The sequence below is a fragment of the Streptomyces sp. NBC_00876 genome (assembly GCF_045207435.1).
Lineage (GTDB): Bacteria > Actinomycetota > Actinomycetes > Streptomycetales > Streptomycetaceae > Streptomyces.
The window spans coordinates 225,901-241,558 of the sequence record NZ_CP108800.1 but is presented as its reverse complement, the minus strand read 5'-3'; the positions used below and the strand labels follow the sequence as shown (position 1 = coordinate 241,558).

Sequence of the window (15,658 nt, the reverse complement as noted above, 5' to 3'; positions counted from 1 at the left end):
ACACCGCGGCCTGCGGATGGTCATCGCCGGCAGCGCGCCGCGGCCCGCCGTCTCCGCGCGGCCCTCGGCATCGCCCGGGTACCGCTCTCGGCTGGATGGAGCAGAGCCGCGCGCGGCTTGCGGACCGGCGGGCGAAGCTGGGCCTCCACCGCGCCGACGTTCCAGGAGTGCCCCATGCCGCCTTCCAGCCTCCCGCGGGTCCGCCAGCCCCTTGTCGCTCTGCTGGCCGCTGCCTGCGTGGCCGGGCCGGTGCTTGCCCCGGCCCAAGCCGCGGATGCGACCGCCGGCCACGACCGGGCCCTGCGCACGCAGTTGCAGGAACTGACCACCGCGCCCGGCGGACCGCCCGGAGCGATTGCCGTTCTCAAGCGCGGGCTGCGCACCGAGGTCTACCGGGCGGGTGTGGCCGAGACCGGCACCGACCGACCGATCGAGGCCACCGACCACATGCGTATCGCCAGTACGGCCAAGGCGTTCAGCGGCGCGGTCTCCCTCCAGCTCGTCGACCGCGGGAAGCTGCGGCTCGGCGACACCATCGGCAAGGTGCTTCCCCGGCTGCCGCGCGCCTGGCACCGGGTCACACTGCGGCAGCTTCTGAACCACACCAGCGGACTGCCGGACTATTCGCAGGACCCGGAGTTCCTCGAGTTGCTGACCGCGGACCCGCGCCGCCGCTTCGACTCCCGCCGGCTGCTGGACTTCGTCGCCGGGGAGCCGCTGGTGTTCCGGCCGGGGGCCCGGTACAGCTACTCCAACTCCGACAACATCGCCGTGGCGCTGATGGCGGAGGCGGTGACGGGCCGCCCCTACGAGGAGCTGCTGGCCCGGTTGGTGTACCGCCCGCTGGATCTGGGCAGCACCACCCTTCCCCAGGGCTACCGGATGCCCGAGCCGTACATGCACGGGTACGACGTCACCCCGCCGGACCCGCCCGAGGACGTCAGCGAGGTACTGAGCGCGTCGGGCGTGTGGGCATCGGGCGGGATCGTCTCGACACCGAGGAACATGACGGCCTTCATCCGCGGATACGCCGGCGGAAAGCTGATCTCCGAACAGACCCGCCGGCAACAGCTGAACTGGGTGAACGGCGCATCCGAACCGGCCGGCCCGGGCAGGAACAAGGCCGGTCTGGCGATCTTCCGGTACGCCACCCGCTGCGGCGTGGTCTACGGCCACACGGGCAACTTCCCCGGCTACACCCAGCTGATCGCGGCCACTCCTGACGGCAGACGGTCGCTGACCGTCTCCCTCACCACCCAGATCAACAAGACGAACAAGCCCGAGCTGCTGGAGCGTCTGCGGGCTTTGGAGGAGAACTTCGTCTGCGCGCTGCTGCGCAAGCAGTAGCAGGTCCGCGCCTGCCGGCGGGCCGGGCGGCCGTCGCCTCGCCTCTCCGGTGGCACAGCAGGTCCGCGCACGCGTGAAGCGCGCGCGGCCGTCGGGGGCGGGCTCTCACCGCCTCACCCGGGCCCCGCCGCCTCGTCGTCCACCACGACACCCAGCCGGGCCGCCACCGTGGTGAGGGCTGCTCCGAGCGGAACAGCGATGCGGGTGACGGCGTGGTGGTCGCCCCGCGTCGGGTCCCGGTTGACGATCAGTACCGGCTTTCCGGCCTGGGCCGCCTGGCGGACGAACCGGAGCCCGGACATCACCGTCAGCGAGGAGCCCAGGACCAGGAGCGAGGCCGCCTCGCGGACGAGCTCGCGGCAGTGCTCGACCCGCTGCGGGGGCACGGCTTCGCCGAAGAACACCACGTCCGGCTTGAGCACGCCGTCGCAGACCTCGCACGACACCACGCGGAAGTCCCCGACCTGTTCGTCGGTGAGGTCGGCGTCACCGTCCGGGTTGATCGCGGCCGCCACCGGTCCGAAGCCCGCATTGGCCTCCTCGAGCCGCTGGGCGAGTTCGCGGCGCGGGCTGAAGGCACCGCAGGAGAGGCAGACGACCCGCTCCAGGCTGCCGTGAAGGTCCACGACCTCCTCGCTGCCCGCGGCCTGGTGCAGACCGTCGACGTTCTGAGTGATCACACCCGACAGCAGGCCGTGCCGGCCGAACGCGGCCACGGCCCGGTGCCCGGCGTTGGGCAGGGCGTGGCGGAAGGTGCGCCAGCCGAGGTGGCTGCGCGCCCAGTACCGGCGCCGGGCCTGGGCACCGGCGGTGAAGTCCTGGTACGTCATCGGCGTGTGCCGGCTCAGGCTCCCGCCCTCGCCCCGGTAATCGGGGATGCCCGACTCCGTGGAGAGGCCCGCCCCACTGAGCACCAGCACCCCGCCGGTGCCCAGCGCTTCGGTGACCGGTTGCAGATCCGTGGTGCCCGGCGGCAGGTCCTCTGCCGGGGTCCAGCTCAGAGTGGGACGCATGCGCATGCCTCCAGGGTACGAAACAGAGCGCCGGAGCCTGTCCGAAGCTCGCCGTGGGCGGGATTCCCGGCATCCGGCGCCGGTCGGGCACCTCTGGTCGCGTATCCAGATCATGGACGGAGACCGGTCAGGCCGTGCGGCCTCCCTCGGCTGCGCAGAGGTCGCGCGCTTCACGGAGGATGTCACCCGCCACCGAGTTCGAGCCGGTGGTCAGGTGCCCTACGGCCTGATCGGTCAGAGCCCGGATCAGGCGCCGGGGGCCGCTGCTCGGACGGGCGCCGGTGCGCCGACGCTCGAGAGCGAGATTCTCCGCGGCCTCCTCGAAGTACGGGATACGGGCCGAGGGCCTTGCCCGATCGATGCGCCATCCGAACCCCATTAGGGACCTGGCCAGTTCGGGGAGCCCGGTGGCCGACTGGTCGCGACCAGGATCCGTGCCGCGGCGAGGGATGCCTCGGCGACCGGCTCACTCCTCATCGAATCTCACGCTCTAGCATCGCCTCATGACCACGGCAGCTATCACCATTGCATTGACCTTCATCGGCATTGTGGCTACCTAGGCGGATTCAAGCGGTCGTCGCAACACCTCGTGACCAGCGAGGTGTGGGATGGTTCGTCGTCAGCAGGCAGCCGATCGGGCGGTGCGCCCGAAGTTGAGGTCTCCGGGACATCCGAAGTACCAGCGTCACATCGAGGCGGCGTTCTGGGACGCGATCGCCGATGGTCTATCTCAATGGTCTGCGCCTGTCGCAGCGCCAAGAACGGCTCGCGCGTACCAACCGTCAACTCAGCGACTTCTACGGGCCGCTGTTCGCCCTCACGGAAGCCAACAGCCGTATCTTCAACGCATTCCTGGAGCGCAACTCCCGCTCTGACGGCAGGTCACCATTCGTGCATGCGGTCCCGCCCTCCGACGAGGAACTCGCCGAGTGGCGACTGTGGGTCACAACCGTCTTCCTGCCGAATATCCAGGCGATGCGCGACCTCGTCATCAAGCACGCCGACCTCCTGATCGGCGCCGACATGCCTCCGATCCTCCTGCAGTTGTGCGCAAACGTTTCGGGCTACGAGATCACAGCCGCCCGATGGGCACAGGGAAGTTACGAAGAGCACCTCTCCGTGGTGTCTTTCCCCAGCGAGGAGATAGCCGCATACGCACGGCACGGATTCGCCGGACTGAAGCAGGAACAGGGACGGCTGCTCCGTCGGCGGTGACAGGTGGGTGGCCGGGAGCCCGGTGGACAAGCCCGGGACGGGGTAGGCCGGCGATCGTGACGGGCGACGGGCGACGGGCGACGGGCGACGGGCGACGAGACCGCCGGCGGGGGCGGGACGGCCGGCCTCGACCGGGCAGCATGTCAGGACCCGTCGGGCCTGGCTCTCGCGTTCCGTAGCCGGATGCCGCTGAACTCCAGCGTGCTGGCGATCACCGTGTCCCAGAGTTCCCAGAGGCTGTCGAGTACGCGCAGCTGGATTCCGGCCTCCTGGTGGATCCGGAGCAGATCGCCGACGGGCTGTGCCGGAGCCAGCGGTTCAACGGGCTCGGTCGCAACGAAGGCGTGCGGCACCGGGCGGCCGAAGGGCCGGAAGGAATCGGCGGACAGGCGGTAGGCGAACAGTTCGACGCTCAGGAACCGCTTCAGCCAGTCGTACTCGATCACGTGGACTCGCTCACCGCCGCCCGGACCGAGGACGTGTTCCCGGTCCGTCTCGGTCGTGTCCGCCGCGGCCCACGCCATCGCGCGCGGGCACTGGCGGGGGAACCAGTAGGCCGGCGCCTGGACAGCGTCGACGGCCCAGACGTAGGCCTCTGCCTGCTTGGCGGTGGCAGCTACGTGCGGACGGAACACGGTGATCGTGGGATCTTCCGAGAAGTGCAGAACTTCTCCTGGTTGTGGGCGCATAGCCCCCGTTCTACCGTTGACCGGCCACCGGATCGACCCGGCCGGGCTGGGCAGGACCCCTGCGCGAGATGAATGCCGGGGCGTGGCAGCGGTGTCAGACCCGGACGGTCAGCTTCACGGTCACATCGTCCCCCGCCGAGAGACCCAGCGGCTTGCGTACCGCGTTCCGGAGCGGCAGGAGATAGCCGCCGTCCTTGGGGAAGAGCGACGTGGTGAAGGCGATCTCGTCGACGTGCGCCTCGACTGGGACTGCACCCCAGCCGTACGTGGCCAGTGCCGCCACCTCGCGGATGTCGGCGGCCTGTTCCTCCGGAACGGCTGCGAAGTAGAAGGGCGAAGGTCCACGCCATTCGATCACGCGGCCGGTGAACACGACTTTCACAGGGGCAATCCGCTCATTGGGGAGGGTCAGATCCTGGGCAGCGTACCTGCTGTGCCCTGGTGGTTGTTCCCGACGAACGTACACCGGGACCGAGGTGCACAACTGGCAGTCCGGCGGGCGGACGTCATGACCTGAACAGGCTTGATCGGTCCCGCCGCGAACCTTCCGTTCTCCCTCGGCAGACCGGTGAGGACAGCGCGGTGAACCAGGGCGACGAGGGCGCAGGGCAGACGGCCCGGTCGAAGCGGGGACGTCGCCCGGCGCACGAGAAGACACTCCCTGACGCGGCTCGAGGTTCGACGCCCGGCGTCCGGCCGGACCGTACGATCGGGTCCGTGCGGCCGACCGTTCACGCCACCCGCTTCCTGACCGCCGGTGCGCTCATGGCCGCTCTCTTCAGCGTTCCGGCAGCGGCCGCCGGGCCGTCACCGCGGGCTCCCGCGGCCGGTGCGTACGACGGCGGCTACGCCGGGTTGTACCCGCTCGCCGATCTCTCGGCCCAGCGGCTGGCCACGGCCGGTCTCGTGGCCGCTGCCAAGTGGGGGACCGGCAGCCCCATCGACGACCCGGACCGAGAGCAGCAGGTCCTCGACACCGCGGCGAGGCAGGCGCGCGAAGCGGGAACCGACCCCGATGCGACCGTGCGGATCTTCCGGGACCAGATCGAGGCGAACAAGCGGGTACAGCGCGCACTGCACCGCCGCTGGCGCCTGGACCCCATCAGCGCACCGGCGGGCCGCCCGGACCTCGCGGACGTACGCAAGGAGATCAACCGAGTCAATGCCGGCCTGATCCGTGCGATCGCCGGGTCCGGGAGGGGCCGCGCGGCTCCGTGGTGTGATGGCGCCCTTGCCGTTGCTCAGGCACACCTACGGGCCCACCGGCTTCTCGATCACCTCCATGCGACGGCGCTGGCCCACGCACTGCGTTCCGTCTGCGGGCGGGCCCTCACCGCGAGCAACCGCTGAAGCAGGACGAGACCGTGCGCGGGACGCAGGGTCTGTTCCTCGGTCCTTCGGAACCGTGAGCGCCGCCGACGGCGCCGCGCCGGCCGGGCAGGTGCTGACCGGGGATCACGACGGTGCGGCTGAGGGGAGATCCTTCACGAGGACGACGCTGTCGTAGTTGGTGACGTCCCACCGCCACGTTCCCATCGGTGCGTAGCCGCGACGGCGGTACCAGCTGACGAGCTCCGTCGCGTGCGAGGAGGTATCGATCACGACCTGCTCCGATCCCAGCGCGGCGATACGTGACTCCGCCAGCGCCAGCAGCCGGTGCCCGAGGCCTGTGCCTCGTTGCGACGGGTCGACGGCGAGCTGCCAGAACGAACCCCCACCGGCCGGGCCCGGGTATCCCGCCGGAGCGGTGTGCGGTGCCGACACCGTGACGGTCCCTACGATGGTGTCCTCCTCCGTGGCGACCCAGCACTCGCCCTTGCTCAGACGGTGGCGGGTGTCCTGGGGCGTCTGGTAGGAGGCGAAGAAGACCCGCCCTGCCGCGGCATGGTCCGCGTAGGCACGGTGTGGCAGACTGGTCAGCTGCTCCACCGAGTCGTCGTTGTGGAAGCGTCTGATCCGCGCACTGATTGACGGAGATGCACCCGTCGATCTGATGTCCATCCCATGAGCCAATCATGCTTCTGCGGTCTGTCCGTGGGAGTCGAGGACGTCCTGGCGCCGATGGTGTGAAAGGACTCCGGCTACCGGGAGTTGGCGTCGTTCACCTTCCCTCTTCCAGGCAGGCCCGCTGACGCCCTCCAGAGAACTGTCCGGGCCCGTCCGGGCAATTGTCTGCGCCCGCGCTGAACCGGCCCCCACTTCTCGCGGTCGCATGCCCTGCGTAGATCATTTCCGTACCGTCCGATCCGTCGCAGAGAACCGGCTGTCGCACGGTGTCGTAGATCCGCACACCGATCCGTTCGTAGTGGAGGGGAGGCGCCGGGGTCGTAGCCGCCGGGGACTTCGACCGACGCCTGGACCATGAGCCGCTGCCCGTGCTTGAGGGTGATCCTCCAGAACTCGAAGTCGCCTACCGTCAGCTCCTGTTCGAGGTGAGCCCCGTTCCGGATCTGCGGACCGGTGTTGAAGGAATGCCCGCCCGCCGGTCCGCCGGCCGCATGGGTGGCTGTGCCCCATGCGGCCGCGCCGAACAACGTCGCGAGACACAGTACGGAGGAGGCTGTACGGCGGATGACCCGTGTCATGGGTCAGATTCCCCTTCTGCGGCGGATGACCGCGCGGGTGAGAAGGGCCACGGCGGCACCGAGAAGCGCGGCGAGCGCCGTCGTCACAGGGGTGTTGAACAGCGTCGCCCGGGTAGTCCGGGAAACGTGGGGTCCTTGCAACCGCGGCTCATGTCGGTGCCCGCGTACTGGGCGCCGTACCCGCGCAGTCCCATCGCGGTGCCGTCGGGGGTGCCGTCGAAAAGGGCGCCGACTGCCGATCTGGCGGCGTCCAGCCGCGTCCGACCGCCGGCGTCCTTCGCCGCCATCGAGCCGGAGACGTCCAGTACGGTCTCGATCCGTGGGGGCGCGTCCGCCGCACCTGAGGCCGCCACTGCCGGTGCTGCGGCCGGCAGGAGCGCCGCCAGACCCACGGCGAGCACGATGCACCGGCGCGATGCCGCGGTCATCGGGCTTCCTCTTCGGGACTGGCCTGCCGGCCGGTGCCGGTGGGGAGCAGGGGCCAGACGGTGATCAGGTCGCCGTCGTGGCTGACGGCCCGACCGGGGTGGGCGGCCTGGACGGCCTCGAGGTCCCGTACGTCGAAGCGGCCGCGGAGAACGGTGGCCGCGGGGTGATGGGAGACCCATGTCGTGCCGAGCGGCCAGACGACGATCTCGGACTCGCAGCGGGTGACGTACCGCCAGGGGAAGAGTTCCTGGATGACCTGAAGCGACGTGTTGTCGAAGTCGCCGGTGAGGTGGACGAGTGTGTGGTGCCGGGCGGTGTGGCGGACGCCGGACGGCCACGGTGAAACTGTCCGGCTCCGCAGGGTGTCGGCTGCATCCCGACCTCCTGGCTCGCCAACCACCGATGCTTCTCGGGTGCGAACCGCAATCAGTGAACGAGACACGACAATCCCCCATCTCCCAGCAGAATAGGGAGATTGACCCCCCGTTGGCTTCGCTTGAGGAAACTACAGTGTTGCGTATGCAAATATCAAGAGAGTTTGGTTGTATGCCGCGGCCCTCGCCGACCGCTCCCCCCATGAGGCCTTCGTGTGCGTTCGGTACGGACGAGGCGTGTGGGCGACCCGGGCGGCGCTCATGGCGACAGCGCGGAGCGGGCGGGACGGCGCCGCTTCCCTGTGGCGGATCCGGGGGGCGAACCAGGGGGCGCACTCGCCTTGCTCGCCACAATCGCCGATGCCGCCGCTCTCGGCCGATTGACTGCTTGCCGGATCTGCAGTGCTTCCGGCGGCCGTGAAGGTGAACCCACCCCGTCCTCCTGCGGTGAGGAGAACAGGCCGTCCTCGGTGCGAGGCCGTTCACCGCGACGAGTGAATATGACCTCGTCCGCGGGGCCTGGAGCCCTGGCCCCACAGCACACTGGAGCCCCCGACCACCTTGTGCATCAAGGGAGATGTTCGAATTGACTGGATCGACCTCTGCATCCGAACCACGGGCGGGTGGCTGCCAGTGCGGTGACATCCTTTACGAGGTCACCGGCATTCCGGACGACCCCCACCTGTGCTCCTGCGAGCACTGCACGCTTCTCTCCGGAGGGCCGGCGATGACCTGGGTCGGATTCCGTAAGGAAGCGCTGACCTGGACGGGTCCCGGAGGTCGGCCCGTCTGGTATGCGAGCTGGCCGACTCTGCATCGCGGATTCTGCCCGCGTTGCGGGAGCCACCTTGTCTCCCTTGCGGAGGACTCCGAAATGATCATGGTGACAACCTTCAGCCTCAAGGAGCAGGGCGGCCTGGAACCCGTCGGTCACAGTTACCGTCAGGCCGCGGTGCCGTGGATGTCGGTCACTCTGGCCCCCTGTCCTCCTTGCCCGTAACGCTGCCGGAGCCGCTTCCCGCTCGACACCGAACGGTTCGGCACGGTGGCAGTGCGTCTGCCGAGGTGCATTCCGTCGGAGCTCGGGGGAAGCGCCGCCCGAGCATGTCTTCACGCCGGTTTGTCACCTCGGCCGCGCACGGTCCGTTGCCTGCCTTCCCGATGTCGCGCCCGATGCTGGCCGGCATCGCCACGCTCGTCGACTTCCTGCGCCTGCCCTGATGGCCTCTACGGAGCCGGGGCGATCACAAAGAATTCCTTGACACGAATATTCGTCATGGAGAATAGTTACCTCCATGGATGCACTCCTCACTGCTCTGGCCGACCCGGCCCGCTGGCGGCTCGTGAGTCTGCTGGCCGAGCGGCCCCGCTCGGTCGGCGTCCTCGCCGAGCTCGCCGAGGCGCGCCAGCCGCAGACGACCAAGCATCTGCAGGCCCTCGAGCGTGCCGGTGTCGTCACCTCTCACCGCAGCGGTCAGCGCCGTATCTACGCACTCCGGCCGGCACCGTTGCGGGACCTTGCATCGGCACTCTGCGGGCTCGCGGACATCGCGGACCGGTCCGGTGGCCCGCAGACGACCTACGACCGGTATGGACTCAGTCTCCATGCGGAGCGGCTCTCCGCGGAGGAGCCGGGGTGGGCCGACGGCCGCTCGTTCACGTTTCTCCGGTCCCTGACGGGGCGCCCCGAGCTGGTGTGGCGCTACCTGACCGAGGCCTCGTTTCTCGTCCGATGGTGGACGCCCGACGACCTCCGTGTCTCCGAGCTCGTCTTCGAGGCGCGGCCGGGTGGGCGGATCGTCCAGGAGTACCGCGATGCGGAGGATGCGGATGGCTCCGGTCTTGTCGCCGGACGCGCGGAGGGAGTCGTTGACGACGTACGCCCCGGTGAGCACCTGACCTACCGGCTCTCCCCACTCCTTCCGGACGGCGGCCTCGCCTTCACCGCCCACGTCGATCTGGGCCTGCGGCCCACCGGCACGGGCACCGGCACCGGCACCGGCACCGGCACGGAACTCGACGTCCGGTGGCGGATCACCGACAGCACGGTCGACTCCGCGGACTTCATCGCCGGCATCGAGATCGGCTTCGGGCAGAGCCTCGACAGGCTCGCGGCGACCCTCATCGCGGAAGCGGAAGCGGAAGCGGAAGCGGAAGCGGAAGCGGACGGGAACACGGACACCCACGACGCCAACAGCGTCGACGGCACCGATGACGACACGGACACCCCTGAGTACGACATCGACACAAGGAGCAAATGAAATGACGGAGCAGACCGGCGGCCGCAGGGTCGTCATCAACATGAGCCTTTCCCTCGACGGCCACTACGCCGGGCCGCGCGATCCCGAGGACAACGGCTGGGTGATGCCGTACGCCCACACGGACGTCGCCCGGGACCACATGACCGGCCTTCTGGAATCGGCGACAACTGCCATGCTCGGGCGGGTCAACGCCGAGGGATTCCTCGGTTTCTGGCCTACCGTCATCGGCGCGGAGGGCGTGGATCCGCGCGACGAGGGCTTCGCGAAGTGGCTCATCGACACAGAGAAGGTGGTCCTGTCATCCACCCTGGGTGAGTCGCCGTGGGAGCGGACGACGATCGTCGACAAGCCGGCCGCCGAGGTGGTCGCGGACCTCAAGGCCACCGAGGGAGGCGACATCCTTGTGCTCAACAGCGCGAGCATCATCAAGGCACTGCTGGCGGCCGACAAGGTCGACCGGCTGGCGCTGACCGTCTTTCCCGTCTTCCTCGGCGGCGGGCCGCGCCTGTTCGACGACGGCCTGCCCGCGGGGCAGTGGGCGCTCGCAGGCCAGACCGCGGGCGAGCACGGCACGTTGGCTCTCGTCTACGACCGAGTGCGCTGACTCGGTGGCTCGGCGGCTCGGTGCACGCGGACCGAGCCCGGCGAACCCCGTCCGCTTCTGGAGACGGCCGATCCCGTCAGTCGCCGCGTCCCGCCGAGCAGTTGCTCCTGCTGAGAGCCGGGGCGTGGCCGGATGCGGTTTACTGCTCGTCGTCCGTCACGGACTTCTCGAGGAGCGTGAAGGCCTTGACCCTGCCGTCCGGCTGCGGCTTCCCCTCCTTGTGGCCCACGACCTCATAACCGGCATCGAGGTAGTACGCGCGCAGACGCACGTTGTCGGCCAGGCAGTCCAGGCGGACCAGCGCTCGGCCTGCATCGGCAACGCGGCGCTCCGCAGCTCGCAGAAGCCGGCGCCCCGTCCCCGGCGGGGCGGCGGCATGGTCCACCATCAGCCGGTGCACATAGCCGGCCACCGGTTGCTGGAGCCCCCAGGCATCCTCGTCACGCCACCACAGCTCCCAGGCCCCGAGCACACGGCCGTCGGCCTTGGCGATCCAGACTTCCCCGTGCTTCATGATCCGGCGGAAGTGGTCCTCGGTCAGTTCACCGGGTTGCCACTGGCCGGTGACGCCCTGGGCGTGCATCCAGCGGGCGGCGTCGTCCCGAAGGCGTACGACGCGGGAAAGGTCGGTGTCGTCGGCGAGGTGGAAATGGAGATCGTTCACGCAAGTGATCCTCGCACGGGCATCCGGCCCGGTGTCCTCATGCCGCGAGACGGGAGAGCGCATCGACCGATGGGAGGAGCGGCTCAGTTGCACGTTCCGCTGCCGCTGTAGCAGGGCGAGCAGCCTGCGCTCGGGGCAGGCGGGGGCCTGGATGGCTGCGGTCATGGCTGTGCTGCGCGAGCACGAGCAGTACGGCCACCGCTCCGGTGGCCAGGAGCTGTGACAGCAGTGTCCCGGGTGCGCGGCACACGATCGCGAGCCCGGCGACCACGATCACTACGATGAGGAAATGGCCCATCCAGGTGAGTTGTTCGAGTTCTGCTTCCTGGATCCGGGCCTGGTCGTTCTGTGCGGCCCACACCTCCATGCCGTACCCGAACTCCACCCACAGGAATACGGCGACCTCGACCATGAGCAGCATGAGGCCGCTGCTGATGTCCCCGGCGCGAGACGTTCTGTGCGACCAGGGCCACCTGCGCCGGGATGGATGCTCCGGAAGTGCGTACGTCATGGACAAACTTTGCGGGCCGGCCGCAGTGGGCGCATGAGTACGCGCACTCCACTTGGGGAGATCGCGTCGATACCTAGGCGGATGGAGGTCTTCAACGGGCAATGAAATAGATGGAGTTGTCCGTCGGACGGGCCCTCTGGAGGGGTTCAGGAGTGCCGACCGATGCGCAATCGGGGTCGGACGCCCGACAGTTGGCGGATGATCCCGACGGCAGCCGGCCCCGAGGATGACCACTGTCGATCCCGAACTCGAACCATTCATCCCCTTGCTTCCTCGGACCGACCTGTCCGCCCCGGTCGCCTACCGCGGGATGTACGACGAGATGGCCGCTGCACGGCCGGAGCCCGTCACCGCTGGACTGGCACTCCGAAACGCGGCTCGCGAGGAGGTCAGTCCTTGCGGCCTGTCGCGGCGACGGTGACGCCGAGGCCGATCATCGTGAGTCCACCCGCGCCGCCGACGAGAGCGAGGCGTTGTGGCGAACGGGCGAACCAGCTCCGCGTCGTGGCCGCCACCAATCCCCACACACTGTCGGAGGCCACCGCAATGACATTGAAGACGAGGCCGAGAAGCAGCATTTGCAGCGCGACGTGCCCCTGGCGATGGTCGACGAACTGAGGCAGTACGGCGGCGAAGAACACGATGGTCTTGGGGTTGGCAACGCCGACCGCGAACCCCTCCCACAAGGTGCGCAGGCCGCCATGTGTGGGACCGTCACCGGTGAACGCGGCATGCAGGGACCGGCGCTGACGCACCGCCTTGATGCCCAGATACACCAGATACGCGGCGCCTACGAGCTTCAGTACCGTGAAGACGAGGACCGACCGTTCGACCACGGCGCCCACGCCAAGGGCCACGGCGACCACGAGAACGTACGCTCCGAGCGTGTTCCCCACGACCGAGGTCAGCGCGGCACGTCGCCCCTGCGCCAGTGCCCGGCCGATCACGAAGAGCACGCTGGGGCCGGGAATCACGATCAGCAGAAACGACATGGCCGCGAAGGCCAGCAGTCGGTCGGTGGACATCATGAAGTCCATGTAAGCACGGTGATTGTTCCCGTCCGCAGTCCTTATCCGAATCGAATGAGGACCCCGCGCGGCAACCGACGTTGCAGGCAGTCTTCCGCGTCGGACTCGAGTCAGAACTTCTCGCCCTGAAGTGCCCCGACCGCTACAGCTGCGATGACCGCGGTGACGGGGAGCTCCGCCCACCAGCCGCCGTCCAGCGGCGGGACTGACCGGCTACTCCTCGGGCTCCCAGGCGATCAGCTGCTCGAACACCTGCTTATCGCCCTCGGTCTTCAGGTCGCTCAGCGTGAGGCGGCCCCAGACGAAGAGGAGCAGCTGCTCTGCCGTGCCCGTGGCCGAAGCGGAGGCGGGCGCGGCGTCGTCCGTGAGGGGTGCGGGCCAGGCGCCGGTGCCGTCCAGCACGAGGAGCCAGGAGCGGCCCTCGGTGGCGTGGTAGTGGATGGTGGCGGGCTCATGCGGCCAGGCCGCCGGGGTGGAGTTGCAGGTGTCGAGAAACTCGGCCACGCCGTCGATGGCGACGTCCACCGGCATCGGCTGCACGGCGCCTGCGGCGAGCTGGGCGTCGTAGGTGTGCACCAGCAGCTCGTGCACCCGGCGCCGGGCAACGCCCCAGCCATTCGCCGGCGACACGCCGGCGCCCCACCACACCCAGCACTCGCGCTCCGGGCCGGCCTCGCGCAGCGCACTCAGCAGCAGCTCGTTCGACTCGGCGTACCAGGCCAGCAGCGCGTCGAGCTCGCGCGGCGCCTTTGCGGCATCCTTGGCCGGCGGAGCCTCGGCCGGGCCCGCGGCGACGATCGTGGCCCACCAGCGCTGGCCCGTACCCAGGTGCTGCACCAGATCGAACAACGTCCACTCGGGGCAGGACGGCACCGGCGCGTCAAGGCTGGACGCGGAGGCAACAGCACTCCGGAACGCGGCCGACCGCTCGTCGATCAGTTGCAGCAGGGCGGAATACTCAAGACTCTCTGTCACGTCCCTTGCCTATCACCCCAGCTCAGCCGAGTGCACCCTGTTTTCCAGGCCGTCAGCTGCGGGCGCCAGAGCACCTGATGGAAGCCGGGGCGTAGCCATATGCCCTTCCTGGCCGGCTCGTTGAACGAGCCATCGGGCACATGGAAGCCGGGTGGCCACGTTTCGAAGCGGGCCGTCGGGAGAGGCAGGAGCTGGCGCGCGGTTCTTCGACGCGCTGAAGGACGGTGATGTGGGCAGGCTTCAGGATCTGCTGGCTGCCGATGTGCAGTTCATCGGGGACGGCGGCGGCAAGGCCCCGCAGCTGTCCAAGCCGGTCACGGGAGCGGAGCACGTGGCGCGGCACATCCTTGTCCTCGATGTCCTCGATGTCCTCGATGTCCTCGACGGGTTCGCCGGGAGATGAGTTGACCTGGGGGTGGTGTGGGGCGTTCCCGTCAACCGGGAACGCCCCACACCATCCGCGACGCCCCGAGGTCCACTCTTCGAGGCCGCCGCGAACGAACCGTCCAGTACGCCGACCCCGTCGGTCGCGCGTACCCCGCACGCGTCGGGCAGACCACTGTGTGATGCCTCAGCTGCGCACGGCCCCAGGAAGGCGACTCAAACCAGTTCGGGTTGCGGTTCCGGTTGCCGTGCCGGTGCGGCCTTCGGTTCCCACCGGCCGGTGGTCCGTACATAGCCGTAGATCACTGATGCCATCGCCAGAATGAGTAGCGGCCCGAACACCCACGGATGGTCGGCCATCTCCGTCGGCAGATAGCGATACGACACCAGGAGCGCGGTGAAGACCACCGCACCGTAGGAGACCAGTTGGATTCCTGACCGGTCCCAGCCATGTGCGAGCGAGCGCGTGGCTGCCTCGATCGTGAGGGTGAACACCACGCCGGCGATGATGTCCACGCCGTAGTGGTAGCCGAAGCCCAGCGTGGCAGCGAGGGTGGCGATCAACCAGAACGCCCCTGCGTACTGCAGGGCTCGTGGTCCCTTGCGGGAATGGATGAAGATCGCGGTGGCCCACGCCGTGTGCAGGCTGGGCATGCAGTTACGTGGGGTGATCTCGTCGAAAGGCATGTGTTGCGGGGCGTTGAGCGGCGGCGGTGTGTCCGGCCACAGGTTGGCCACGGCCCAGTGCCCGCCGTCGGCACCGTACGCGAAGATCGGTCCGACCACCGGGAAGATCATGTAGATGGCCGGTCCGAGGAGGCCGATCACCAGGAAGGTGCGCACCAGATGGTGGCTCGGGAAGCGGCGCTCGCTTGCCACGTTGCGCAGCTGGTACATGGCGACGAGGACGGCGGCCACCGGGAGCTGGGTGTAGACGGAGTCGAGAAAGCGGTCGCCGATCGGCCCGGTGGCCTCGACGAGCCGCCCTACCAGCCATGAGGGGTTACCCAGTGCGTGATCGGCGGTTGCCGTGTACTGGTCGAGCACCAACGGGCGGGTCTTCGAGGTGATGAGCAGCCAGGTGTCGCCGGTCTTCCGGCCGGCCACCAGCAGCAGGCCCAGGCCGACGCCCTTCAGCAGCAGGAGCCGTTCCCCACCGGTGCGTCGTGTGATCGCGATGACCGTAACGCCCAGAATCACCCACAATGCACCGTTGCCGAAGGGGTGGCCATCCGTCACCTCGGCGTCGGCCGCCCAGCGCACCAGCAGGATGATGAGGTCGATCCCGACCGCGACACCCAACGCGATGAATCGCTGTCGCCAGGTGAGCACCACCATCATCAATCCCATGCTGGCGTACAGCAGGAATCCCGACTGGGGCGCGACGATCACTTCTTGCGCCTGGGTGACGATCGGTCCCGGCAGGCCGTAGTGGCGCGCGGCGATCTCCAGCGCGACAAGGAATCCGAGGGAGACCACAGCTGCCGCGGCCCAGAGTATCGTCCGTGGTCGACGCCAGTTGGCGAACGTATTTCGGCTGCTTATTCGCGAAAACACCCGCGATGCTCTAGATATCAAT

The 15,658-nt window shown here is 68.9% G+C and carries 17 protein-coding genes and 1 pseudogene; 7 read left to right on the top strand and 11 right to left on the bottom strand.

Translation table 11 applies throughout. The annotated features are described in order from the left end of the window. Positions 1 to 174: 174 nt before the first annotated feature. Complete coding sequence (locus tag OG782_RS01110) at positions 175 to 1,347, top strand: serine hydrolase domain-containing protein (RefSeq protein ID WP_406447390.1); 1,173 nt, start codon at positions 175 to 177, stop codon at positions 1,345 to 1,347. A gap of 113 nt (positions 1,348 to 1,460) precedes the next feature. Here the strand turns inward: OG782_RS01110 and OG782_RS01105 are convergent, their stop codons facing one another. Then, positions 1,461 to 2,366: an NAD-dependent protein deacetylase gene (locus OG782_RS01105; RefSeq protein WP_406447388.1), complete on the bottom strand. Its 906-nt coding sequence runs from the start codon at positions 2,364 to 2,366 to the stop codon at positions 1,461 to 1,463. Between the two features lie 714 nt (positions 2,367 to 3,080). Between OG782_RS01105 and OG782_RS01100 the strand changes: the two genes are divergently transcribed. Beyond that, positions 3,081 to 3,575, top strand: a complete 495-nt coding sequence (locus OG782_RS01100; RefSeq protein ID WP_406447386.1) for a hypothetical protein — start codon at positions 3,081 to 3,083, stop codon at positions 3,573 to 3,575. A gap of 143 nt (positions 3,576 to 3,718) precedes the next feature. Here the strand turns inward: OG782_RS01100 and OG782_RS01095 are convergent, their stop codons facing one another. Together OG782_RS01095 and OG782_RS01090 are read right to left on the bottom strand one after the other, a co-directional pair. Further along, positions 3,719 to 4,210: a DUF6886 family protein gene (locus OG782_RS01095; protein WP_406447384.1), complete on the bottom strand. Its 492-nt coding sequence runs from the start codon at positions 4,208 to 4,210 to the stop codon at positions 3,719 to 3,721. A gap of 148 nt (positions 4,211 to 4,358) precedes the next feature. Further along, the gene (locus OG782_RS01090) at positions 4,359 to 4,646 is read right to left on the bottom strand and encodes a DUF1905 domain-containing protein (protein ID WP_406447382.1); all 288 of its coding nucleotides are present in this window, start codon (positions 4,644 to 4,646) and stop codon (positions 4,359 to 4,361) included. Positions 4,647 to 4,981: 335 nt separating this feature from the next. Between OG782_RS01090 and OG782_RS01085 the strand changes: the two genes are divergently transcribed. Beyond that, positions 4,982 to 5,614, top strand: a complete 633-nt coding sequence (locus OG782_RS01085) for a chorismate mutase (protein ID WP_406447381.1) — start codon at positions 4,982 to 4,984, stop codon at positions 5,612 to 5,614. A 105-nt stretch (positions 5,615 to 5,719) separates the two neighbouring features. Here OG782_RS01085 and OG782_RS01080 read toward each other — a convergent pair whose 3' ends face one another. From OG782_RS01080 to OG782_RS01070, 3 genes are all read right to left on the bottom strand, one after another. Beyond that, on the bottom strand, positions 5,720 to 6,265 hold the full coding sequence (locus OG782_RS01080) for a GNAT family N-acetyltransferase (protein ID WP_406447380.1): 546 nt from the start codon (positions 6,263 to 6,265) through the stop codon (positions 5,720 to 5,722). 667 nt (positions 6,266 to 6,932) lie between these two features. After that, the gene (locus OG782_RS01075; protein ID WP_406447378.1) at positions 6,933 to 7,277 is read right to left on the bottom strand and encodes a hypothetical protein; all 345 of its coding nucleotides are present in this window, start codon (positions 7,275 to 7,277) and stop codon (positions 6,933 to 6,935) included. Then, positions 7,274 to 7,678 (bottom strand): hypothetical protein, encoded by a 405-nt coding sequence (locus OG782_RS01070; RefSeq protein ID WP_406447377.1) that lies wholly within the window; start codon positions 7,676 to 7,678, stop codon positions 7,274 to 7,276. Before OG782_RS01070 ends, OG782_RS01075 begins: the two co-directional genes overlap by 4 nt. Positions 7,679 to 8,229: 551 nt before the next feature. Between OG782_RS01070 and OG782_RS01065 the strand changes: the two genes are divergently transcribed. The 3 genes from OG782_RS01065 to OG782_RS01055 all read left to right on the top strand — a co-directional run bounded on the left by OG782_RS01065 (position 8,230) and on the right by OG782_RS01055 (position 10,517). After that, positions 8,230 to 8,652, top strand: a complete 423-nt coding sequence (locus tag OG782_RS01065; RefSeq protein ID WP_406447375.1) for a GFA family protein — start codon at positions 8,230 to 8,232, stop codon at positions 8,650 to 8,652. A 295-nt stretch (positions 8,653 to 8,947) separates the two neighbouring features. After that, the gene (locus tag OG782_RS01060) at positions 8,948 to 9,913 is read left to right on the top strand and encodes a metalloregulator ArsR/SmtB family transcription factor (RefSeq protein ID WP_406447373.1); all 966 of its coding nucleotides are present in this window, start codon (positions 8,948 to 8,950) and stop codon (positions 9,911 to 9,913) included. 1 nt (position 9,914) lies between these two features. Next, positions 9,915 to 10,517: a dihydrofolate reductase family protein gene (locus tag OG782_RS01055; protein WP_406447371.1), complete on the top strand. Its 603-nt coding sequence runs from the start codon at positions 9,915 to 9,917 to the stop codon at positions 10,515 to 10,517. Positions 10,518 to 10,656: 139 nt separating this feature from the next. Here the strand turns inward: OG782_RS01055 and OG782_RS01050 are convergent, their stop codons facing one another. The 4 genes from OG782_RS01050 to OG782_RS01035 form a co-directional block, all read right to left on the bottom strand. Further along, positions 10,657 to 11,181, bottom strand: a complete 525-nt coding sequence (locus OG782_RS01050; protein ID WP_406447369.1) for a GNAT family N-acetyltransferase — start codon at positions 11,179 to 11,181, stop codon at positions 10,657 to 10,659. A 37-nt stretch (positions 11,182 to 11,218) separates the two neighbouring features. Continuing rightward, a complete protein-coding gene (locus tag OG782_RS01045) occupies positions 11,219 to 11,602 on the bottom strand; it encodes a DUF6234 family protein (protein ID WP_406447367.1) in 384 nt (127 codons plus the stop codon). Positions 11,603 to 12,081: 479 nt separating this feature from the next. Continuing rightward, on the bottom strand, positions 12,082 to 12,720 hold the full coding sequence (locus OG782_RS01040; RefSeq protein ID WP_406458775.1) for a LysE family translocator: 639 nt from the start codon (positions 12,718 to 12,720) through the stop codon (positions 12,082 to 12,084). A 213-nt stretch (positions 12,721 to 12,933) separates the two neighbouring features. Beyond that, complete coding sequence (locus tag OG782_RS01035; protein WP_406447365.1) at positions 12,934 to 13,695, bottom strand: maleylpyruvate isomerase family mycothiol-dependent enzyme; 762 nt, start codon at positions 13,693 to 13,695, stop codon at positions 12,934 to 12,936. A 113-nt stretch (positions 13,696 to 13,808) separates the two neighbouring features. Here OG782_RS01035 and OG782_RS01030 point away from each other — a divergent pair. After that, a pseudogene (locus OG782_RS01030) lies at positions 13,809 to 14,035 on the top strand (RNA polymerase subunit sigma-24); the annotation flags it as partial. A gap of 260 nt (positions 14,036 to 14,295) precedes the next feature. Here OG782_RS01030 and OG782_RS01025 read toward each other — a convergent pair. Continuing rightward, positions 14,296 to 15,579 carry a phosphatase PAP2 family protein gene (locus OG782_RS01025; protein ID WP_406458773.1) on the bottom strand — a complete coding sequence of 428 codons (1,284 nt, stop codon included), beginning with the start codon at positions 15,577 to 15,579 and terminating at the stop codon, positions 14,296 to 14,298. Positions 15,580 to 15,658 lie beyond the last annotated feature (79 nt).